Raw genomic sequence first — 19275 nt, 5'->3', positions numbered from 1 at the left:
AGCCCGCCGCAGCGCCACGTCCACGCCGAGCTCGTCCTGCGGTGGAGCGCAACGCCTCACGCGCGCTGGACAACCAGCCTGGTCGGTGAGCCGACCGAGACCGCGGCGGGCACCCGCCGACTGCTGGAGCGGGCCGGCACGCGGCTGATCGGCCCACATCTCGGGTGCCTGAGGGCTCAGATTGTGGCGGCTCCACCTCGCGGAGATCATCGAAGGCATGGACAGGAACGTGTCCAACGGGTCCGGGGAGCGGCTGCTGGAGGAACTGGTCAGAGCAGCCCAGCTGGCATCACCTGCGGAACTGCCCGTGGTCCTGAGCCGGTATGCCGAGGCCATGGGTCTGGGCAGGGCCGCCATCTATCTGGTCGACCTCCAGCAAAGACTGCTGGTGCCGCTTGTCGAAGGCGAGCCGGAAATGCACCTCGACACTTCGCTGGCCGGCTGGGCCTACCGCACCGACTCTCTCCGAGTGGAAGAAAGCCCCTCCGGCGGGATGAACATCTGGCTGCCCCTGGCCGACGGAGCGGAGCGGCTGGGCGTCGTGGAGCTGAACATGAGCACCCTGGACGGGCTCAAGCTACGGCGCTGCCGCACGATGGCGCTGCTCCTCGCACTGATCATCACATCCAAGCGCACCTACAGCGACACCATCGCGCAGCGCATGCGTACCAGGCCGATGCACCTGCCCACGGAGATGGTGAGGGCATTTCTCCCTCCCCGGTCGATCGGCACCGGGCGGGTCGTCTCCACGGCGGTTCTGGAGCCTGCGTACGAACTCGGCGGCGATGCTTTCGACCATGCGTTCACCGAGGACGTTCTGCACGCCGCAATCCTTGACGGCATGGGGCACGATCTGGCGTCCGGACTTGCCACCTCTGTCGCCATGGCAGGCTGCCGTAACGCCCGGCGCAGCGGGGCAGACCTGAACGAACTCGCGGGCACCGTGGACGAGGCGTTGGCGAAGTGGCTTCCGGATCAGTTCTGCACGGGTGTCTTCACCCAGTTGCACATGCTCACCGGTGTGCTGCGCTGGTGCAACTGCGGCCACCCGGCTCCGTTGCTCATCCGTCGCCACCGCCTGCTCCATAAAGCCTTGGAGCGGCCACCTGAGCCTCCTTTGGGCCTGCCCGCCAGTCTCGCCGGGACCGCCCGTCAGGTGCACGACGTCAGCCTCGAACCCGGTGACCGAATACTGCTCTACTCAGACGGCGTCGTGGAGTCACGCGATGATGCAGGCGAAGAGTTCGGCTTGGAGCGCTTCACCGACTACATCATCCGGTCGACCGCAGCGGGGCAGAACGCCTCGGAAGCGCTGCGCCTGCTCATCCATGCCATCCTCGAGCATCGGCACGACAAACTCAGCGACGACGCCACGATTTTGATGTTCGAGTGGCAGCCCCCCGATCCGTGACCGGTGGCCAGCCCACCCGACTGTCGACGATCAACACGTTCGGGCAACCAGCGCAACCCAGGTGTTGGGACGGCCCGGGGGCCGCAGGCCTGCTCGGCGGGCTGGCCGCGCTCGAGACCTCCTCCGCCCGGATCACGGCAGGAGCGCGGCAAACGAGTTCGGCACCCGGGATTTGAGGTGCTGCCATTCGCCGGCGCTCACATGGCGCTCCAGGGATTTCAGTACGGTGCGCACCAGCTTCTCGCTGTCGCCCTCGACCGCGTAGGGGAATTCGCTACGGACCCGTGCAAAGAACTCCTCGTTGCTCATCTTCACCGGCGTCTCGGCCGGTTTCCAGCCGTCGTAGTAGACGCCTCTGACGATGGTCGGCAGCTGGGCACCGAACTGTACGGCCGTCTCGACCGGGAGACGATCCCGGAGCGGGTGCAGCACGGCCCGCACTGCCGCATACGACTGCTTGCGCCGGTCTTTGGGCCATTCGAAGGCCTCCTCGACGTCTTTGAGGAGCCGATTGGCCTTGTCCACCATGGTGTCGAACGAGGAAAAGCCTGTATCAACCATTTTCGTGGGCCTTTCGTTCTGGGCTCCTCACGGGCTCAGTCCGCGAGGTCGGCCTTGCCGAACAGGACTGCGTAACTGGAGGGGAGTTGGCTGATGATCTGATTCAGCTCTCCGCCAGTCACAGCGTCGGCAACGGTGGTCAGGACCGCGCTGGCGTCCCACTGCGCCGTGCGCGGCCGGGCATGGGTGCGCTCGGCGACCCGGCGGTAGAACTCTTCGATCCCGAAGCTCTGCGCCTGCTGCGGCGTGGCATGGTCCAGAACGTGTCCCAGCGGGCCGGGCAGCTGGGATGCGAGGTCCTTGACCTCTCCCGGGCTGATCCGTTGGGCCAGCACTTCCAGCACTGAGTTGGTGACGTCTGCGGCTTCGTCCTGGTCGCTGTATTCGCCTCGCTCGCGTACACGGGCGAGGAATCCGTCGTACTTCATCGCTGCCTCCTTCTGCCCCGGTCACCGCTGGTCATGGGGGCCGCCCGGTGCGCTGTCGGGCCAGCCGGGTCCGTCCGTCGGCGCATAGCTGCCATTTGCAAGGCTTTTGGCCCGGGACTCCCGCACGGATTCACGCAGCGCACGGCCGAAGCGCCCGGGGCCCCAGGAACGGCCATCCACGGCCTGTTCGAGTTGGTCGCGGCTGGTCGGGCCCGTTTCTTGGAGCGCGTGGGTGATCTGTTCGATCTCGTCGTCGAGGCGTTGTTCGGCCATGGCGGACGTACGGCTTGCCGTGCCCGCAGTGCCGGCCATCCCCGGCGAGTACAGGGTGCTGCCCGGTCCGGTGCCCGGGCGGTAGCGGCGGGCTCCGGCGCGCTCCCGCTCCCGGCGGCGGGCGGTGCGGTCGGCGATCCGCCGTTCCCGCTCGTGCTCGGCCTGCCGGACGTGCGCGGGGCGGAGGCGGTCTCGTGCATCCTGTGGCGCGGACTCGTTGCGCCAGGCTGCCTCGGCTTCCTCAGCGGTGAGCGGCCGGGCGATGTTCTCCAGGGACTGTTGTTCGGCCCGGACACCGAAGAAGACCTCGGCCAGCCCGCCCAGCGCCATGGCTGCCGCTCCGACGAGGAAGCCGATGGCCACCAGGTCCGCGTCGCCAGTGTGAATCAAGTGGCCGAACAGCAGCGGGCCGGTGATTCCGCCCACGGCCGTGCCGATCGCGAAGAACAGCGAGATGGACAGGGCCCGGGTCTCCATGGGGAAGACCTCGCTCACCGTCAGGTAGGCCGAACTCGCTCCCGCGGATGCCACGAAGAAGGTCAGCGAGACCAGCAGGAAGAACCCCCACGTCGTCAGGGAGCCGTTGGCCAGCAGGACGGCGAGGACGACTGCCACGACTGCCGAGCCGAAGTAGGTGCCCGCGATCATCGGCTTTCTGCCGACGGTGTCGAACAGTCGGCCGAGAAGGAGTGGTCCGAGGAAGTTGGCGATCGCGAAGAGGGCAAGGAAGTAGGGGATCGAGCCGGAGCCGATGTCGAAGAAGCCGTTCAGGATCGTGCCCAGGTCGAAGACGATCGCGTTGTACAGGAACGCCTGTCCGACGAAGAGCGCCAGACCGAGAACGGCGCGACGCGGGTACCGCTGCAGAGCCGCGCCGGCGATCTCCCTGAACGGGATGACGTCGCGCTGCCGTACGGTGACCGCCTCGCCCGGTTCCGGCAGCACACGGCCGGTCTCTTGGCACACCTCGGCCTCGATCCGGTCGACGATGCGTTCAGCCTCGTCTTCATGCCCGTGGATGAACAGCCAGCGCGGACTCTCCGGCACATGGCGGCGTACCAGCATGATGCCCAGGCCCAGGATGCCGCCCAGGCCGAAGGCCAGCCGCCAGCCGAGGTCGGCTGCCAGCAGACTCTCATTGAGAAGCAGCACGGCGACCAGGCTGCCGAGCGCCGCACCGACCCAGTAGCTGCCGTTGATGGCCAGGTCCACCTGCCCGCGGTTGCGTGCAGGAATCAGCTCGTCGATGGCCGAGTTGATCGCGGCGTACTCTCCGCCGATACCCATACCGGTGATGAAGCGGGCGAGGTAGAGGTACCAGGCGTCGTGGGCGAACGCGGTCGCGACGGTGGCGAGGATGTAGATGCCGAGCGTGAGCATGAACAGCTTCTTGCGCCCGTAGCGGTCGGTGAGCCTCCCGAACAACAGAGCGCCCGCGCATGCGCCTGCCACGTAGATGGCGGCGGCAGTGCCTATGTCGGCGCTGGTCAGGTTAATGCCGCTGCCCGGCTCGGTCATACGGGCGGCAACCGCCCCGACGATCGTCACTTCGAGTCCGTCCAGAATCCAGACGGTTCCCAGACCGATGACGATCCGCCAGTGGAATCGGGACCACGGAAGCCGGTCAAGCCGGGCGGGGACCTTGGTCGTGACGACACCGAGCTCGGCGGTGGTGGTCATGCCGTGCCTCCTCGTTCAGGGCCACGGACTGTCACCTGTAGAACAGGCCGGTATGGACTGGTCCGCATAGGGTGGTCTTCTGTGCTGCGCTGCCACCTTCTGGGACACCGTTTCCGCTTTCTCCATGAGGGCGACACGATGCTCTGGCATTGCGCGCGTGGGTGCGGAGCGGAGGGAAGCAAGCGATATCCCACGGCCCAGGACGCCGAGCGTTACGCACGGGCATTCGACCGCGAGGACCAGGCGGACATGGGCCGGCGAGCACCGTTGGGTCTGCTCCCCCTTCGGCTGCTGCGCGCCTGGCGCCTGCGGCGCCGAAAGGAAGCCAGTGGGGAGCCGCATGCCGAGTCTCCGCCGCCGTGAGGGGTTGTCATACGGGACGTCGTTCATAAGTCACCCCGGTTGTCGAGCCTCGCCGGCCCGGCCGCGGTGCCGGACGGGTGTCCGGAACCGCGGCGCTCGCGTCTCAGCCCTTGTTCTCGGTGCTTTCACTCGTTTCGCTGATCTCGATGTGCCGGGGCTTTGCGACCTCGGCCTTGGGGACGGTGATGTTGAGCACCCCGTCCGACATCTGGGCATTGATCTTTTCGGTGTCGACCTCTCCGGGCATCCGCAGCCGGTACTCGAAGGCTCCGGTGCGGCGGGTGCTCCGGCGCAGGACGCCTTTGCGTTCCTTCTCCTTGATCTCTCCGGTGACCACCAGCTCCTGGCCGTTCGCTTCGACGTTGATGTCCTTGCTCTTGACGCCGGGGAGTTCGATCTCGACGTGGAAGGCGTCGTCGGACTCCGTGACATCCGCCAGGGGTGTCCACGCGACTGCGGGCGCCGCGCCTGCCACCGTGGATTCGATCAGTCCGCTCATCTCGCTGAGGAGTTGGTCGAACTCCGTCAGCGGGTTGCGTGCCCAGCCAACGGGCCTGTCCTGCATTGCGCCACCGCGGTGACGCCGGACGGGCGTGGTCATTTCCATCGCCTCCTTCTCCTTCTCGTGATTTCGTCGCCCGCTGGGTGTCATGCGAGCCAAGCGGACTCCTTCGGACGGGTGTGCGGGGAGCTGTCGGTACCGCCGGGGGCGGCCGTGTGGCCCAGGTAGCGGTGCACGAAGTGGATGCTCATTGCGCCTTCGCCGACTGCGGAGGCCACGCGCTTCACCGAGCCGCTGCGGACGTCGCCGGCGGCGAAGACGCCAGGCAGGCTGGTCTCCAATGTCAGGCAGTCGCGGCCCTGGCTCTGCCACAGTTCGGGAACGGAGCAGGCCTGTGCCTCCGCGCCGGTGAGCACGAAGCCGCGTGCGTCGAGGGCGAGTGCGCCGGACAGCCATTCGGTGTGGGGGTCGGCGCCGGTGAAGACGAACAGGGCTCGCACCGCGAGGTGGCGATGCTCGCCCGTACGGTGGTCGACCACAGTGACCGCCTCCAGCGTCTTGTCGCCGAGTGCCTCGGTCACCTCGGTGTAGAGCAGCACGCGCACCCGCGGGTGGCGCTCGATCTGATCGATCAGGTAGCGGGACATGTGCGCTTCGAGGCTCTGCCCACGGACGAGCAGATACGCCTGCGGCGCGTACCCGGCCAGGAAGAGCACGGCCTGCCCCGCGGAGTTGCCGCCGCCGACGACCGCCACCGGGTCGGTACGGCATTGCTGGGCCTCGTAGACGGTCGCCGAGTAGTGGACGCTCGCGCCCTCCAACGGCTCGATGCCGGGCACATGGAGGCGGCGGTAGTGGGCGCCGGTGGCCAGGACGACGGTACGGGCGGTGATCTCGCTGCCGTCGGCGAACTTGACGGCGTAGTGGCCGTCCCGCCGTTCGAGCCGGGCCGCCTCCGCCGGGACGCTGATCCGGGCGCCGAACTTGCCCGCCTGGAGCACAGCCCGCTCGGTGAGTTCGGCGCCGGAGATGCCCGAGGGGAAGCCAAAGCAGTTGTCGATGCGGGACGACGTCCCGGCCTGGCCGCCGGTGGCCATCGCCTCGACCACGGTCGTGCCGAGGCCTTCCGAGGCGGCGTTCACCGCGGCGGCGAGACCGGCCGGACCGGAGCCGACGATGAGGAGATCGCCGCGGCCGTTGCCCATTGGCAGGGGCGGCAGACCGATCAGCCGGGCCAGTTCGGCGTTGCTCGGGTTGCGCAGCAGGGTCGTGTCCCGCCAGATCACCAGCGGCGTCTGCTCCGGACCGACCGCGAAGCGGCGCAGCAGCGCCTCGGCTTCCTCGTCCGTCTCCAGATCGATCCAGCGGTGCGGCAGGCGGTTGCGGGCGGCGAACTCGCGCAGCCGCCGGGTGTCGGGCGAATAGCGCGAGCCGATGATGCGGAAGCCGGCGCCCTGCCCGACGAGCAGAGCACGGCGGCCCAGGCAGGCGCGCAGCACCACATCACCGAGGGTGGAGTCCCGGGTCACCAGGTCACGCAGCTGATCCATGGACAGGGCGAGGATCTTGCCGGGGTCCCTGACCACGGCGGTGTAGAAGGCCACCTGTCCGTTCAGGAGGCCGAGTTCGCCGATGAAACGGCCAGGGCCGTGAACACGCAGCAGGCGTTCGCCGGGTGTGCCGTAGCCCTCGACGATGGCGACCGAGCCACTGAGGACGACGTAGAACGCCTCGCACCGCTCCCCCTCCCGGATCAGCACGTCACCAACGTCAACCGCGCGCCTCTGGCCGTGCTGCGCCAGGCGGGCCATCTGGTCGTCCGACAGACGGGGATAGGCGCCGTAGATGTCGGGGGTCTCGAGGGGGACGCTCTCCTCCGCCTCGTCCGGCACCGGCGCTGTGCCCGGCCGCGTCTCGTCGCCGGGCATCACACGAGCGCCTCGTGGACGAAGCACCACCGCCAGTCCTCGCCGGGCTCCAGCGACGCCACGATCGGGTGACCGTCGGCGGCGGCGTGACGGCGGGCGTGCCGGTTCGGCGAGGAATCGCAGCAGCCGACGTGGCCGCAGGTCAGGCAGAGCCTGAGGTGGACCCAGGGGGAACGTGTGGCCAGGCATTCCTCGCATCCCGGGGCGCGTGGGGTGACGGGGCGTACGAGGGCGAGGTGGGGGTCTGTTCCTACGGTCATGGCCGATCACCCTTTCCCGGCCGGTTCGCGGCCCGCGATCGACTGCTCTACCCACCGCCGCAGAGCAGGGGCAGGTGCGGCACCCGACTGCCGGGCAATGGTCTGTCCTTTGTCGAGGACCAAGAGCGTCGGTACCGCCTGTACCTCGAACCGCCGCGCGAGGCGTGGGTTCTTGTCGATGTCGACCTTGACCAGCTTGATCTTTCCCGCGAGATCGGCGGCGACCTTCTCCAGCGCGGGGCTCACCATGCGGCAGGGCCCGCACCAGGTGGCCCACAGGTCGACGACGACGGGCACGGTGGCCTGTTCGACGACCTCGGTGAAGTCGTCGTCGCCCGCGTCGGCCATCCACGGCAGCGGCTGCTTGCAGTTGCCGCACCTGGGGCGGCCCTCGGCCACCACGGGTACCCGGTTGGTGCGCCCGCAGTGCGGACAGGTGACGTTGGTGGCCTGCACGGTACTCATGCCGCCCTCGCTCCCTTCACGTCCTCGGGCTGGTCGTAGGTGACCACCAGCTCTCCGTGCTCGGCGTCGACGCGGACCTTCGCGCCGTCCTGTACGTCGCCGCGCAGCAGGGCGCGCCCGACGAGGGTTTCGACCTCGTGGGAGATGTAACGCCGCAGCGGCCGGGCCCCGTACACCGGGTCGTAGCCCTGGTGGGCAATCAACTCCCGGGCCGCGTCGGTGAGTTCAACAGTGATGCGACGCTCGGCGAGGCGGCGTCGCAGCTCGTCGAACTGCAGCTCCACGATCCGCTCGATCTGCCGCTCACCGAGCGGCTTGAACAGCACGATGTCGTCGACGCGGTTGAGGAACTCCGGACGGAAGTGCCCGCGCAGCTCACCCATCACCAGGGCGCGGGCGTCCGGCTTGATCTCACCCTCGGCGGTGGCGCCGTCGAGGAGGTGCTCGGAGCCGATGTTGGACGTCATGATGATCACGGTGTTGCGGAAGTCGACGGTGCGGCCCTGGGCGTCGGTGATGCGGCCGTCGTCGAGGATCTGCAGCAGGGTGTTGAAGACATCGGTGTGCGCCTTCTCGACCTCGTCGAACAGCACAACCGAGTACGGCTTGCGGCGTACGGCCTCGGTGAGCTGGCCGCCCTCCTCATAGCCGACGTATCCGGGCGGGGCGCCCATGAGCCGGCTGACGGTGTGCCGCTCCTGGTACTCGCTCATGTCGAGGCGGACCATGTTCTCCTCGGAGTCGAACAGGGCCGCCGCGAGGGTCTTGGCCAGCTCGGTCTTCCCGACGCCGGTGGGGCCGAGGAAGATGAACGAGCCGATGGGGCGGCGAGGGTCGCGGATGCCGGAGCGGGCGCGGATGATGGCGTCGGCGACGAGCTTGACGGCCTCGTCCTGGCCGATGACGCGCTCGCGCAGGATCTCGTCGAGGCGCAGCAGTTTCTCGCGTTCGCCCTCCTTCAGGCGGGTGACGGGGATGCCGGTCCATGCGGCGACGATGTCGGCGATCTCCTCCTCGGTAACGACCTCCCGCAGCAGCCGGTTCTGCCCTTGCTTGGCGGCCAGTTGCTCCTCCTCGGCCGCCAGTCGGCGTTCCAGGTCCTGGAGGTGGCCGTAGCGGAGTTCGGCGGCGCGGTTGAGGTCGTAGGCGCGTTCGGCCTCCTCCGCCTCGTGGCGGACCTGCTCCAGTTCCTGGCGCAGTTCCTGCACGCGGCGGATCGCCTGCCGTTCGGCCTCCCACTGGGCGTGTTTGGCGTCGGCCTCGGCGCGCAGGTCGGCGAGTTCCTTGCGCAGTTCCTCCAGGCGGGCCTTGCTGGCGGGGTCGGTCTCCTTGGACAGGGCGGCCTCCTCGATCTCCAGACGGGTGACGCGGCGGGTGATTTCGTCGAGTTCGGCAGGCATCGAGTCGATCTCGGTGCGCAGACGGGCGCAGGCCTCGTCGACGAGGTCGATGGCCTTGTCGGGCAGGAACCGGTCGGTGATGTAGCGGTGGGAGAGCGTCGCCGCCGCGACCAGCGCGGTGTCCTGGATCTTGACACCGTGGAAGACCTCCAAGCGTTCGCGCAGTCCGCGCAGGATGGAGATGGTGTCCTCCACGCTCGGTTCGTCGACCAGGACCTGCTGGAAGCGCCGTTCGAGGGCGGCGTCCTTCTCGATGTGCTTGCGGTACTCGTCCAGGGTGGTCGCGCCGATCATGTGCAGTTCGCCGCGTGCCAGCATGGGCTTGAGCATGTTGCCCGCGTCCATGGCTCCTTCGGCGGCGCCCGCGCCGACGACCGTGTGCAACTCGTCGACGAAGAGCAGGATCCGTCCCTCGGCGGCCTTCACCTCAGACAGCACGGCCTTGAGGCGTTCCTCGAACTCGCCGCGGTACTTCGCGCCCGCCACGAGCGAGCCCATGTCGAGGGCGAAAACCGTCTTGTCGCGCAGACCTTCGGGCACGTCACCGCGCACAATGCGCTGGGCGAGACCCTCGACGATGGCGGTCTTGCCGACGCCGGGGTCGCCGATCAGGACAGGGTTGTTCTTGCTCTTGCGACTGAGGATCTGGGTCACGCGGCGGATCTCGGCGTCCCGGCCAATGACGGGGTCGAGGCGCCCGGTCCTGGCCTCGGCGACCAGGTCGCGGCCGTACTTCTCCAGAGCCTCATAGGCCACCTCGGGGTTGGCGGAGGTCACGCGCTGGTTGCCGCGGACCTGGGTGAGCGCGCCGAGGAAGGAATCCCGGGTCACGCCGTGTTCCTTCAACAGGCGCCCGGCGGCGGTCGCCGAGCCCTCCTCGGCCAGCGCCAACAGGAGGTGTTCCACGGACACGTACTCGTCCTTGAGGCGTTTGGCCTCCCGCTCGGCCGCGTCCAGCAGCCGGGCCAGGCGCTGGGTGACGAAGACCTGGCCCGGCGCCGCGCCCGGGCCGGTCACCTTGGGCCGGCGGGAGAGGTCCTCGCGTACGGCCGTGCGCAACTCCTCGGGCTCGGTGCCCGCCTGCTGCAGCAGCCGCGGGATCAGGCCCTCCTCCTGGTCGAGGAGAGCGAGCAGCAGATGCTCGCCGTCGACCTCGGTGTGGCCCAGGCGGCCGGCGGCGCTCTGGGCCTCCTGCAGGGCTTCCTGGGACTTCTGCGTCAGGCGGTTCATGTCCATGGCGATAGATCACTCCTCATGCCTGCACGCCGCAGCGCGGCTTCGAGCAAGCTGATCCGGTCGAGCAGGTCGAGCACCAGACCGATGGATGCGTAGTTCAGGCACAGCCCGGTGCGCAACCGCTGGACGCGGGCCAGGGAGGCCGGGGCCGTGGGGGCGAACACCAGTCGTCCGGAGGCGTCACGGTCGGCGTCCACCAGTCCGAGGGCGACGAACCGACGGATCAGGTCGGGATGGAGGCCTGAGCGGCGGGCCACGGTCTCCAGGGAGAGCTTGGGCACGGGCACGATCGCGTACTGCACGCCCACCTCCAGCGTGCGCTCGTGGGACGGGCGGGCCTCGGCCGGTCGGTCGCTCATCAGGTCCTCCTGGGGTCGAACGAGGAGACAGCGGCAAGTTCCTCCATCAGCTCGCGCTCCCGGTCGCTCAGCCGGGGCGGCACCATGATCCGCAGCTCCGCGTACAGGTCTCCGTTCGCGCCGCGCGGGCCCGGCATGCCCTCGCCGCGCAGCCGCAGTCGCCGCCCGCTGGAGGATCCGGCGGGCACGGTCACCTTCGCCGTGGCACCGCTCGGCGTGGGCACCGGCACGGTCGCACCCAACGCCGCCTCCCACGGGGTGACCGGAAGCCTCACGTGGACGTCCCGGCCGTCGAGGCGGAACTCGGGGTGCGGCTGGATCCGCACCCTCAGGTACAGGTCCCCGGCGGGAGCGTCGTCGCCGCTCCCGCGCCCGCCCTCCCCGGCCAGCCGGATGCGCTGCCCATCGGTGGTGCCGGGCGGCACGTCGACCTGGTAGCGCCGCTGCCCGGCCGGCCCGGCGAGGGTGACCGTACGGCGGCCACCCCGATAGGCCTCCTCGACGGTGAGCGGCAGTTCGGCCTCCTGGTCGGCACCGGGCACGCGCATCCGTCCGGCGCCGCCGAACAGCGAGCCGAACAGATCCTCGACGTCGACTCCCTCCCCCCCGAAACCTGCTGTGGAGTACCGCACCCGGGGACCGCCGCCGGTGGTCCACCGGAAGCCGCTGCCGGCTCCGGCGCCGGCGCCGACCCGCTCCTCCCAGTCCTCCGGGACCTTCCGGAAGTCCTCGCCGAAGCGGTCGTACCGGGCTCGCTGCTCCGGATCGGACAGGACGCTGAAGGCCTCATTGATCTCCTTGAACCGCTCCTCCGCCTGGGGGTCCTTGTTGACGTCGGGGTGGTACTTGCGGGCCAGGGTGCGGTAGGCCCGCTGGATCTCGTCCCGGTCGGCGGTGCGAGGAACGCCGAGCACCTCGTAGAAGTCGCGTGCCATGGACGGTCACTCCCGCTTGGCGACGGTCACGGCGGCAGGCCGCAGCTGCCGCTCGGCCTCCCCGTAACCCGGTCGCAGCACTTGGACCACGGTGTTCGGATCGGCGTCGGAATCCTGGACCACGCCGACCACCTCGTGCCGGGCCGGGTCGAACGACACGCCCCTCTCTGCGTGGCGCGGGTAGCCCAGCCGCTCCAGGACGTTCACGGCCTGGTCACGCACGGCCCGGACACCTTCGACAATCGCACCGGGGTCGGCGGCCGCGTGGCTGAGGGCGAGTTCCAGGTTGTCGATGACGGGCAGGAAGGCCGCAGCCGTACGGGCGCGTTCGGCCGCGGCCTCCCGCTCCAGCTCCCTGGCGTGGCGTTTGCGCAGGTTGTCGAGGTCGGCCAGGGCGCGGCGCCAGCGGTCCTCGGCCTCTCGCAGCGCGGCCGCGTATTCGTCGTCGGGTGCGGCCGTGGCGGTTGCGGCGTCGGGCCCCGGCTCGGCCTCCTCGGCCGGCGGTCCAGGCTGCTCAAGGTCCCCGCGCGGCGGCTGTACGGCGCCTTCCGGTGGCGGGTCGGGCTCTCGGCCTCGGTGTGGCTTGGGCATGGCGGGCCACCTCAGCCCTTGTCGAACTCGGCGTCGATCACATCGTCGTCGTCCCCGGCGCCGCCCGGCGCGGTCCCGCCGGGACTGGATCCGTCTGGTGAGCCGGTGCCCGTCGGACCGCCGGTGGCGGCTCCCGCCTGGTGGGCTGCGAGCCCCGCGAAGACCTGCTGGAGTTCGGACGTCAGCGGCCGGACCTTGTCCACCCCGGCCTCGTTCTTGACCGCCTCGCGGGCCTCGGCCACCAGCATCTCGGCGCGGGCCTTCTCGTGTGCGGGCGCGGCGTCGCCGAGCTCGCCGAGGCGCTTTTCGACCTGGTAGGCGATGGCGTCCAGTTCGTTGCGGGCGTCGACTGCCTCGCGCAGGGCCTGGTCTTCGCCGCGGTTGCGCTCGGCCTCCTGGACCATCCGCTCGACCTCGCTGCGGTCGAGGTTGGAGCTCTCGCTGATGGTGATGCCCTGCTCTTTGCCGGTGTCCTTGTCCCGCGCGGTGACGTTGAGGATGCCGTTGGCGTCGATGTCGAAGGTGACCTCGATCTGCGGCTCGCCGCGCGGGGCGGGGCGGATGTCGGTGAGCTGGAAGCGACCCAGGACCCGGTTGTCGGCGGCCCTCTCACGCTCGCCCTGCAGGACGACGACATCGACGGCGGGCTGGTTGTCCTCGGCGGTGGAGAAGGTCTCGGTCCGGCGCACCGGGATGGTGGTGTTCCGCTCGATGATCTTCGTCATCACGCCGCCGCGTGTCTCCACGCCAAGCGACAACGGGGTGACATCGAGCAGCAGGACATCCTTGACCTCGCCCTTGAGGACCCCGGCCTGGATCGCGGCCCCCATCGCCACGACCTCGTCGGGGTTGACGCTCATGTTGGGTTCCTTGCCGCCGGTCAGCCTCCGCACCAGGGCCTGGACGGCGGGGATGCGGGTGGAGCCGCCGACGAGGATGACCTCGTCGATGTCGTTGTCACTGACTTTGGCGTCGTCCATGGCCTGCCGCACGGGGCCGAGGCAGCGCTCCACCAGGTCGCCGGTGATCTGCTCGAACGTGGACCGCATGATCGTCGTGGTCAGGTGCTTGGGCCCGGAGGCGTCGGCCGTGATGAACGGCAGGCTGACCTGCGTCTGGGTCACCGAGCTGAGCTCGGTCTTGGCCTTCTCGGCGGCCTCGAACAGGCGCTGCAGGGCCTGTGGGTCCTTGCGTAGGTCGATGCCGTTCTCTTTCTGGAAGCCGTCGGCGAGCTGGTCGACCAGCCGGCGGTCGAAGTCGTCGCCGCCCAGATGGCTGTCGCCCGCCGTGGACCGTACCTCCACCACGCCGTCGCCGACGTCGAGGATGCTGACGTCGAAGGTGCCACCGCCCAGGTCGAAGACGAGCACCGTCTCGTGCTGCTTCTTGTCCATGCCGTAGGCCAGGGCGGCCGCGGTCGGCTCGTTGATGATCCGCAGCACTTCCAGGCCGGCGATCCGTCCGGCGTCCTTGGTGGCGGTGCGCTGGGCGTCGTTGAAGTAGGCGGGCACCGTGATGACCGCCTCCGTGACCCGCTCTCCCAGCTGCTTGGAGGCGTCGTCGGCGAGCTTGCGGAGCACCTGCGCGCTGATCTCCTCGGGCGCGTAGAGCTTGTCGCGCACCTTGAAGCGCGCCGCCCCGCCGTCTCCCTCGACCACGTCGTACGCGACGGCCTTGGCCTCTTCGGAGATCTCGTCGAAATGCCGGCCGATGAACCGCTTGGCCGAGTAGATGGTGCCCTTCGGGTTGAGAATCGCCTGCCGCCGGGCCAGCTGGCCCACCAGGCGCTCGCCGGTGTCGGTGAAGGCCACCACGGACGGCGTCGTGCGGTTGCCCTCGCTATTGGGAACGACCGCCGGCTCGCCGCCCTCCCAGACGGCGATCACCGAGTTCGTGGTGCCCAGGTCGATGCCTACTGCCTTGGCCATGAGGAACTCCTTCCGCGACGGGCGGCCCCCGTTCGCCTCAGAGTCGCGCCCGGTCTTCCGCACTCGCTCAGGTGACGGCGGGACCGCTCCGCGGGCGGCTCTTCCAAGCCCCGCCGCTTGTGCTGGTGTCGATGTCGGTGGGCAGCTCGGCCAGCAGCTGCACCGCTTCCTCGGCGACTGCGTCGTCGGCGACGACGTCGTACCGGCTGGGCTGCATGAAGCTCACCGAGGCGAAGTCCCGGCGGCCACGCTGGGCCGCGTGCACCAGCAGACCGAGCAGAGCACCGACGAGTGCTCCGAAAACCAGCCCGTACAAGGCGAGGAGCAGTCCCGACACGACCGGGTCCAGCCAGTTCAGCAGCCCGAAGATCCACCCGATCAGTGCGCCGGGCAGAGCGCCGCTCGCCGCCCCGTGCAGCGCGGCCCCGCCATGTCCCATGCGGCCGGTCACCTGCTCGACCAGGCGCACGTCCTGCCCGATGATGGCCACCCTCTCGACGGGAAAACCCTGATCGGACAGGTGATCGACGGCGCGTTCCGCCTCCTGGTAGGTCGTGTACGAGGCGATGGTCCTGCGGACCTGCTCGTTCATCAGCCAGTCCTTCCTGCCACGGCCACCGGTGCGCCCGGCGATCCCTGACAACCCCAGAGTGGCGAGAGAGCAGCACGCTCCGCCTGCGCCCCGCAGGACAGAAATTGCTGCAGTCGATCGGTCCACGAGAACAAGGCTCAAATTACGGACAAGTCGGACGGTTCTGCGCCTAGGCTGGGGCTCAGGGCTCGCCCCGGGCGTAGAGCCCACGACTCGCTCGATCGCCTCCGATGACCGGAGGGGAACGGAGTGATCCATGGCCCGCCATCCGTCAGGGAGGCTGTCCCCTCACGTCTCCAGCCAGGAAATGACCCGCCACCCGAGCAACACTGCGGGCACCGAACGGCACGACCCCAGTCCGCTCGCGGCGCTGGACCCGCACGGGCTGCTGGTGCTGTCCCACACCCTGTTCACCTGCGCGGAGCAGAGTCAGATCATGGGGTTGGCCATGCGGCACGTCAGCGCCCTTGGCCCCTACCACGCCGAGGCCGGATATCTCGCGACGGGCGACGGCTTGTCCCGTGTCCCCGGACACGACGCGGGGGCGCCAACGGTCGACGACGCACGGATGAAGGAGTTGGGCGAGGCTGACGGCTCCGTATCCCTTCCTGAGGGGTCCTGGACCTGGGCGTTCGGCCTGCGTGGGGCCGGCGGTCTGCTCGGCTACATCGTGGTCTCCTCCCACTCCGGACCCGATGAGCAGGGGCACTTCCTCCTCTCGACCCTCGTGAGACTCACATCGGCGGCCCTGTCACTGGCGGCCGCGCGCGCCTGGCAGCAGGACAACGCCGGCGAACTGAGCCGACTCCGCATCGAACGGGAGACCACAGTGCGGCAGCTGGACACCATGCGATCCGAGCTGCACCTGCAGAAGACCGTGCACGAGACCCTCGCCCGTGTGGCTGTCCGGGGCGACGGCGAGGACGCCATCACCCAAGCGCTGTACGAGCTCACCGGGCTGTCGGCGCTCATCGAGGACCGGTTCGGCAACCTGAGGTCCTGGGCTGGTCCAGACCGGCCCGACCCCTATCCCGTGCAGTCCTCGACCCACCAGGAAGAGATGCTGCGGCAGGTCGCGCGCGAGGCGGGCCCGGTCAGGGTCAAGGACCGGCTGATCGCCCTGGCCCGGCCGCGCGGCGACCTCCTCGGCGTACTCGCCCTCGAGGACCCCGAGGCGACGGCCGACGACCACACCATGTTCGCATTGGATCACGCCCAGCAGTCGCTCGCCCAGGAGCTCCTGCATATGCGCGAACTCACCGAGGTCGAACTGCGGCTGCGCCGCCAGCTGATCGACGACCTGTTGGAAGGCACTGACAAGACGAGCGCCTACGCCCGGGCCGAAGCCGTCGGCCACGACCTGCGACGTACTCACTACGTGGTCGTGGTGCACTGGCCGGGCAACGCCGCGACCAGCTCCTTCACCCGTGTCGTCGAGCAAGCGACGGCCACCACGGCGACCCGTCCGCTGATCACCCGTCGCGGCGACCGGATGGTTCTGCTGACCGAAGCGAGGCCCGACGACGATGCCGTGTACGCGGCGCTGGCCCGTGAGCTGGGGACGCCCGACAGAGCGATCGGGGTGAGCACCCGCTGCGACTCCCCGAACGGCATTCCCCGCTGTTATCAGGAGGCATTGCGGGCCCTGGAGGTGCGGCAGAACTCCCGCCAGCCCAGCGGGACGACGTTCTTCGACGACCTCGGGCTGTACCGGATTCTGGGGCCCGGAAACGATCTCCGGGAGCTCGAAGGCTTCGTGCGAGAGTGGCTCGGCCAGCTGATCGACTACGACGCAGAGCACGACACGGAGTTGGTGGAAACGCTCTCGCGCTACTTCGACTGCGGAGGCAACTACGACGAGGCGGCCGCAGCGCTGACAGTCCACCGCAGTACCCTGCGCTACCGGCTGCAGCGCATCCGTGAGATCAGCGACCGCGACCTGACAGATGTGGACGCCCGGCTCAATCTGCAGGTGGCAACGCGCGTCTGGAAGATCATCCTGGGCGGGCGACGCTGACTGCGGAGACCCGGGGGCCGGGCAGCAGGTCCAGCCTGGCTGCAGGAGCCCGCCGACACATGTCTTGGAACTGCTACCCAGGCATTCGCGACCTTCCGCCGGCATCGCCCTGCGCACGTGGGCTGACGGGATGGGAACGGCGCCACTGAGAGCCGGGCCGGCTAGGAGCGGTAGCGGTGCGGTACCGGCCGGTCACGACCTTCTCGCACTTCTCCCAGGAACGCGACGAGGCGGGGCGGAAGGCGCACATGCGCCTCACGGGCCGCGCAGAAGGGTTCGGGTCTCGTGGTCGATCTGCTGGGCCTCTCCGGTGGGTACGACCACGATCGGTATTCCCGCCCCCGGCTCGCTGACGATTGCCGGACGGCTCGCGTCGTCGGGCGTGCGCAGGCCGCCGGTCAGGCCGAGGGCGGTGAGCCGGGTGCATACCTCTTCGCGGACCTCGGGCTGGTCTTCGCCGATCTCCCCGGTGAAGACCAGGGCGTCGAGCCGGTCGAGGGACGCGGCCATCGCGGCGATGCCGCGGCGAGAGTGATGAGTGAAGACGTCCAGGGCGAGAGCGGCGCGCTCGTCGCCCGTTGCCCGGCTGCGGACGAGGTCTCGGGTGTCGTTGGAGGTGCCGGAGAGGCCGAGCAGACCGGAATGGTGATTCAGTACGTCCTCTATGTCGTCGGCGGACAATCGGTGCCGCGTCTGCAGCCAGGTCAGGGCGCCGGGGTCCACGCTTCCGCTGCGGTGGCTCATCACCAACCCCTCCAGCGGTGTGAAGCCCATGGTGGTGTCGACGCTGGTCCCGTTGCGCACGGCGCAGGCGGAGCAGCCGCCGCCGAGGTGGGCGATCACCAGGTGGAGCTGCTGGGGGCGCTGACCGAGCAGCTCGGCCGTCCGGCCGAGTGCCCAGGCGTAGGACAGCCCGTGGAAGCCGTAGCGGCGTATCCCGTACTCCTCGCGCCAGGTGGCGGGCACCGCGTACTCGCGGGCGGCGGCGGGCAGGCCGGCGTGGAAGACGGTGTCGAAGCAGGCTGCGTGCGGGACGTCGGGTAGCAAGTTCCGGGCGGTATCCAGGACAGTGAGGGCTGGCGGGACGTGCAGCGGTGCCAGGTCGGCCACATTCCCGAGGGCGGCCCGGACGTCGTCGTCGACCAGGACGTGGCTGCGCAGTCCGGGTCCGCCGTGGACGATGCGGTGACCCACGGCAGTGGGCGATGGCGTTTGGGCCAGCAGTTGCTGCAGAGGGCCGGACACGTCTTCGCCGGGTGCGGAGGCGCTGTGGTGTTCGGCCAGGACCTGCCCGTCGTCGCCGAATACGGTCAGCCTCAGGCTGGACGAGCCTGCGTCGGCCACCAGGACTGGGCCGATGTTCCCTGCCGACACGGAGCTCCTTCCCCGCCCGGACCGCGTCGCACGGCTGTGCCCGCAACGGCTCGGCGTGTGTGCCGAGGCAGCCGGGTACCCGCCTGACCTCGTAAGAAACGGAGGCCCACCGGATGAGGCTCGGCGCACCAGGAAGGTGCGGGTACCGGCGAGCGGCCGGCTATGTAGCCGCATCAGTGATCTTCCTGCGCGGCAACGTGCTGCTACGGGAGCCGCGGCAGCTCGGCCACTGTGGCTCGTGCCCGGGTATCACCATGGTGTACGCGGCGCTCTACACGCCCGTCCGTGAGCGGGACGCCGATGGGCTTTTGGTGCCCGGTCCCGGCCACAGCGCCCCGGCCAATCACGCCAACCTCTGGTTGGAGGGCACCCACGAGGAGTACGACCCCGGGCATGTCCGGACCGGCGCAGGTCTGAGGACCTGACAGGCTCGACGTGCGTGACGTGCGCATCCTCGCAATCAGGGAATCATTGAGCCATTTCAGCGCGGGCCCTGATCGGGCGACGCTCGCGGTGTGCGCAACGGACGAGGCTCCTGCGCCGTTGGGGGAGGTGTTCGAAGTCTCAACCCACAGGCCCAGGAGCCGCGTTGGTTCCGTATTCTGCCGCACTCGACTTGCCCCACGCGCTGGTCGAGTGGGTGACCATGCTCATCGTCACCCGCGAGGGTAACCGTCGCTGCAAACTCCCTGGGTAACAGCACCCCTCGGACGCCCGCCAGGCCGGAACCTCACGCCAACCCAGCAGACCGTCAACCGCGCGCTGTCCGCGGCACGGGCACCCGCCGAACGCGGCGTCGCACGACTGAAGTCGTGGCGGATCTTCCGAAGGTCCCGATGCAGCCCCAATCCAATATGTCGTCAATCACCGCAGCCATCCTCACCCTGGAGCGGCAACGCTGAAAAAGCCAACCACAGCCGTCAGGTGGCACGCGGGCGACGCCGCCCCGCCCACAGGGACGGGAAGCCCACG

17 protein-coding genes and 1 pseudogene are annotated in these 19275 nt (G+C 69.3%); 4 read left to right on the top strand and 14 right to left on the bottom strand.

All coding sequences use genetic code 11. From position 1 onward, the window contains the following. The first annotated feature begins 217 nt into the window (after window positions 1-217). Window positions 218-1411 carry a PP2C family protein-serine/threonine phosphatase gene (locus tag NW895_RS12915; protein WP_289935614.1) on the top strand — a complete coding sequence of 398 codons (1194 nt, stop codon included), beginning with the start codon at window positions 218-220 and terminating at the stop codon, window positions 1409-1411. A 132-nt stretch (window positions 1412-1543) separates the two neighbouring features. Here the strand turns inward: NW895_RS12915 and NW895_RS12910 are convergent, their stop codons facing one another. The 13 genes from NW895_RS12910 to NW895_RS12850 all read right to left on the bottom strand — a co-directional run bounded on the left by NW895_RS12910 (window position 1544) and on the right by NW895_RS12850 (window position 14912). Next, entirely contained in the window at window positions 1544-1972 is a 429-nt protein-coding gene (locus NW895_RS12910) for a DUF2267 domain-containing protein (protein ID WP_289935613.1), read from the bottom strand. Window positions 1973-2007: 35 nt separating this feature from the next. Further along, window positions 2008-2400, bottom strand: a complete 393-nt coding sequence (locus NW895_RS12905) for a DUF2267 domain-containing protein (RefSeq protein WP_289935612.1) — start codon at window positions 2398-2400, stop codon at window positions 2008-2010. A gap of 21 nt (window positions 2401-2421) precedes the next feature. Beyond that, complete coding sequence (locus NW895_RS12900) at window positions 2422-4353, bottom strand: MFS transporter (protein WP_289935611.1); 1932 nt, start codon at window positions 4351-4353, stop codon at window positions 2422-2424. 466 nt (window positions 4354-4819) lie between these two features. Beyond that, window positions 4820-5317 (bottom strand): Hsp20/alpha crystallin family protein, encoded by a 498-nt coding sequence (locus tag NW895_RS12895; RefSeq protein ID WP_289935610.1) that lies wholly within the window; start codon window positions 5315-5317, stop codon window positions 4820-4822. A 47-nt stretch (window positions 5318-5364) separates the two neighbouring features. Beyond that, window positions 5365-7146, bottom strand: coding sequence for an FAD-dependent oxidoreductase (locus NW895_RS12890; protein WP_289935609.1), 1782 nt, complete (start codon window positions 7144-7146; stop codon window positions 5365-5367). Beyond that, window positions 7146-7406: a UBP-type zinc finger domain-containing protein gene (locus tag NW895_RS12885; protein WP_289935608.1), complete on the bottom strand. Its 261-nt coding sequence runs from the start codon at window positions 7404-7406 to the stop codon at window positions 7146-7148. Before NW895_RS12885 ends, NW895_RS12890 begins: the two co-directional genes overlap by 1 nt. Before the next feature lie 6 nt (window positions 7407-7412). Continuing rightward, window positions 7413-7871 (bottom strand): thioredoxin, encoded by a 459-nt coding sequence (trxA, locus tag NW895_RS12880; RefSeq protein WP_289935607.1) that lies wholly within the window; start codon window positions 7869-7871, stop codon window positions 7413-7415. Further along, complete coding sequence (gene clpB, locus NW895_RS12875; RefSeq protein WP_289935606.1) at window positions 7868-10507, bottom strand: ATP-dependent chaperone ClpB; 2640 nt, start codon at window positions 10505-10507, stop codon at window positions 7868-7870. The genes trxA and clpB overlap by 4 nt, the downstream gene beginning before the upstream one ends. Next, window positions 10498-10866, bottom strand: a complete 369-nt coding sequence (locus NW895_RS12870) for a chaperone modulator CbpM (protein WP_289935605.1) — start codon at window positions 10864-10866, stop codon at window positions 10498-10500. The genes clpB and NW895_RS12870 overlap by 10 nt, the downstream gene beginning before the upstream one ends. After that, window positions 10866-11801 carry a J domain-containing protein gene (locus tag NW895_RS12865; protein ID WP_289935604.1) on the bottom strand — a complete coding sequence of 312 codons (936 nt, stop codon included), beginning with the start codon at window positions 11799-11801 and terminating at the stop codon, window positions 10866-10868. Before NW895_RS12865 ends, NW895_RS12870 begins: the two co-directional genes overlap by 1 nt. A 6-nt stretch (window positions 11802-11807) precedes the next feature. Further along, the gene (locus NW895_RS12860) at window positions 11808-12392 is read right to left on the bottom strand and encodes a nucleotide exchange factor GrpE (protein ID WP_289935603.1); all 585 of its coding nucleotides are present in this window, start codon (window positions 12390-12392) and stop codon (window positions 11808-11810) included. Window positions 12393-12403: 11 nt separating this feature from the next. Next, complete coding sequence (dnaK, locus tag NW895_RS12855) at window positions 12404-14320, bottom strand: molecular chaperone DnaK (RefSeq protein WP_289935602.1); 1917 nt, start codon at window positions 14318-14320, stop codon at window positions 12404-12406. Between the two features lie 67 nt (window positions 14321-14387). Further along, window positions 14388-14912 carry a general stress protein gene (locus tag NW895_RS12850; protein ID WP_289935601.1) on the bottom strand — a complete coding sequence of 175 codons (525 nt, stop codon included), beginning with the start codon at window positions 14910-14912 and terminating at the stop codon, window positions 14388-14390. Between the two features lie 307 nt (window positions 14913-15219). On the opposite strand from NW895_RS12850, the gene NW895_RS12845 reads away from it, so the two are divergent. Continuing rightward, window positions 15220-16929, top strand: coding sequence for a helix-turn-helix domain-containing protein (locus NW895_RS12845; protein WP_289935600.1), 1710 nt, complete (start codon window positions 15220-15222; stop codon window positions 16927-16929). A gap of 255 nt (window positions 16930-17184) precedes the next feature. Here the strand turns inward: NW895_RS12845 and NW895_RS12840 are convergent, their stop codons facing one another. Next, a complete protein-coding gene (locus NW895_RS12840; protein ID WP_289935599.1) occupies window positions 17185-18303 on the bottom strand; it encodes an acetate/propionate family kinase in 1119 nt (372 codons plus the stop codon). A 113-nt stretch (window positions 18304-18416) separates the two neighbouring features. Here NW895_RS12840 and NW895_RS12835 point away from each other — a divergent pair, with 113 nt between their 5' ends. Further along, a complete protein-coding gene (locus NW895_RS12835) occupies window positions 18417-18728 on the top strand; it encodes a hypothetical protein (protein ID WP_289935598.1) in 312 nt (103 codons plus the stop codon). Between the two features lie 265 nt (window positions 18729-18993). After that, window positions 18994-19205: pseudogene (locus NW895_RS12830) on the top strand (transposase family protein); the annotation flags it as partial. Window positions 19206-19275 lie beyond the last annotated feature (70 nt).

It is taken from the genome of Streptomyces sp. S.PNR 29, assembly GCF_030386795.1.
GTDB lineage: Bacteria > Actinomycetota > Actinomycetes > Streptomycetales > Streptomycetaceae > Streptomyces.
The sequence above is the reverse complement of the archived record's forward strand: the minus strand, read 5'-3'. Positions and strand labels throughout refer to the sequence as shown.

What these genes read in the sequence shown, in the direction of transcription:
- NW895_RS12915 (WP_289935614.1), top strand. Translation starts at nt 218, where the DNA reads ATGGACAGGAACGTGTCCAACGGGTCCGGGGAGCGGCTGCTGGAGGAA.
- NW895_RS12895 (WP_289935610.1), bottom strand. Translation starts at nt 5,317, where the DNA reads ATGACCACGCCCGTCCGGCGTCACCGCGGTGGCGCAATGCAGGACAGG.
- NW895_RS12905 (WP_289935612.1), bottom strand. Translation starts at nt 2,400, where the DNA reads ATGAAGTACGACGGATTCCTCGCCCGTGTACGCGAGCGAGGCGAATAC.
- NW895_RS12900 (WP_289935611.1), bottom strand. Translation starts at nt 4,353, where the DNA reads ATGACCACCACCGCCGAGCTCGGTGTCGTCACGACCAAGGTCCCCGCC.
- NW895_RS12860 (WP_289935603.1), bottom strand. Translation starts at nt 12,392, where the DNA reads ATGCCCAAGCCACACCGAGGCCGAGAGCCCGACCCGCCACCGGAAGGC.
- NW895_RS12835 (WP_289935598.1), top strand. Translation starts at nt 18,417, where the DNA reads ATGAGGCTCGGCGCACCAGGAAGGTGCGGGTACCGGCGAGCGGCCGGC.
- NW895_RS12890 (WP_289935609.1), bottom strand. Translation starts at nt 7,146, where the DNA reads ATGCCCGGCGACGAGACGCGGCCGGGCACAGCGCCGGTGCCGGACGAG.
- NW895_RS12870 (WP_289935605.1), bottom strand. Translation starts at nt 10,866, where the DNA reads ATGAGCGACCGACCGGCCGAGGCCCGCCCGTCCCACGAGCGCACGCTG.
- NW895_RS12910 (WP_289935613.1), bottom strand. Translation starts at nt 1,972, where the DNA reads ATGGTTGATACAGGCTTTTCCTCGTTCGACACCATGGTGGACAAGGCC.
- dnaK (WP_289935602.1), bottom strand. Translation starts at nt 14,320, where the DNA reads ATGGCCAAGGCAGTAGGCATCGACCTGGGCACCACGAACTCGGTGATC.
- NW895_RS12885 (WP_289935608.1), bottom strand. Translation starts at nt 7,406, where the DNA reads ATGACCGTAGGAACAGACCCCCACCTCGCCCTCGTACGCCCCGTCACC.
- NW895_RS12865 (WP_289935604.1), bottom strand. Translation starts at nt 11,801, where the DNA reads ATGGCACGCGACTTCTACGAGGTGCTCGGCGTTCCTCGCACCGCCGAC.
- clpB (WP_289935606.1), bottom strand. Translation starts at nt 10,507, where the DNA reads ATGGACATGAACCGCCTGACGCAGAAGTCCCAGGAAGCCCTGCAGGAG.
- trxA (WP_289935607.1), bottom strand. Translation starts at nt 7,871, where the DNA reads ATGAGTACCGTGCAGGCCACCAACGTCACCTGTCCGCACTGCGGGCGC.
- NW895_RS12850 (WP_289935601.1), bottom strand. Translation starts at nt 14,912, where the DNA reads ATGAACGAGCAGGTCCGCAGGACCATCGCCTCGTACACGACCTACCAG.
- NW895_RS12845 (WP_289935600.1), top strand. Translation starts at nt 15,220, where the DNA reads ATGACCCGCCACCCGAGCAACACTGCGGGCACCGAACGGCACGACCCC.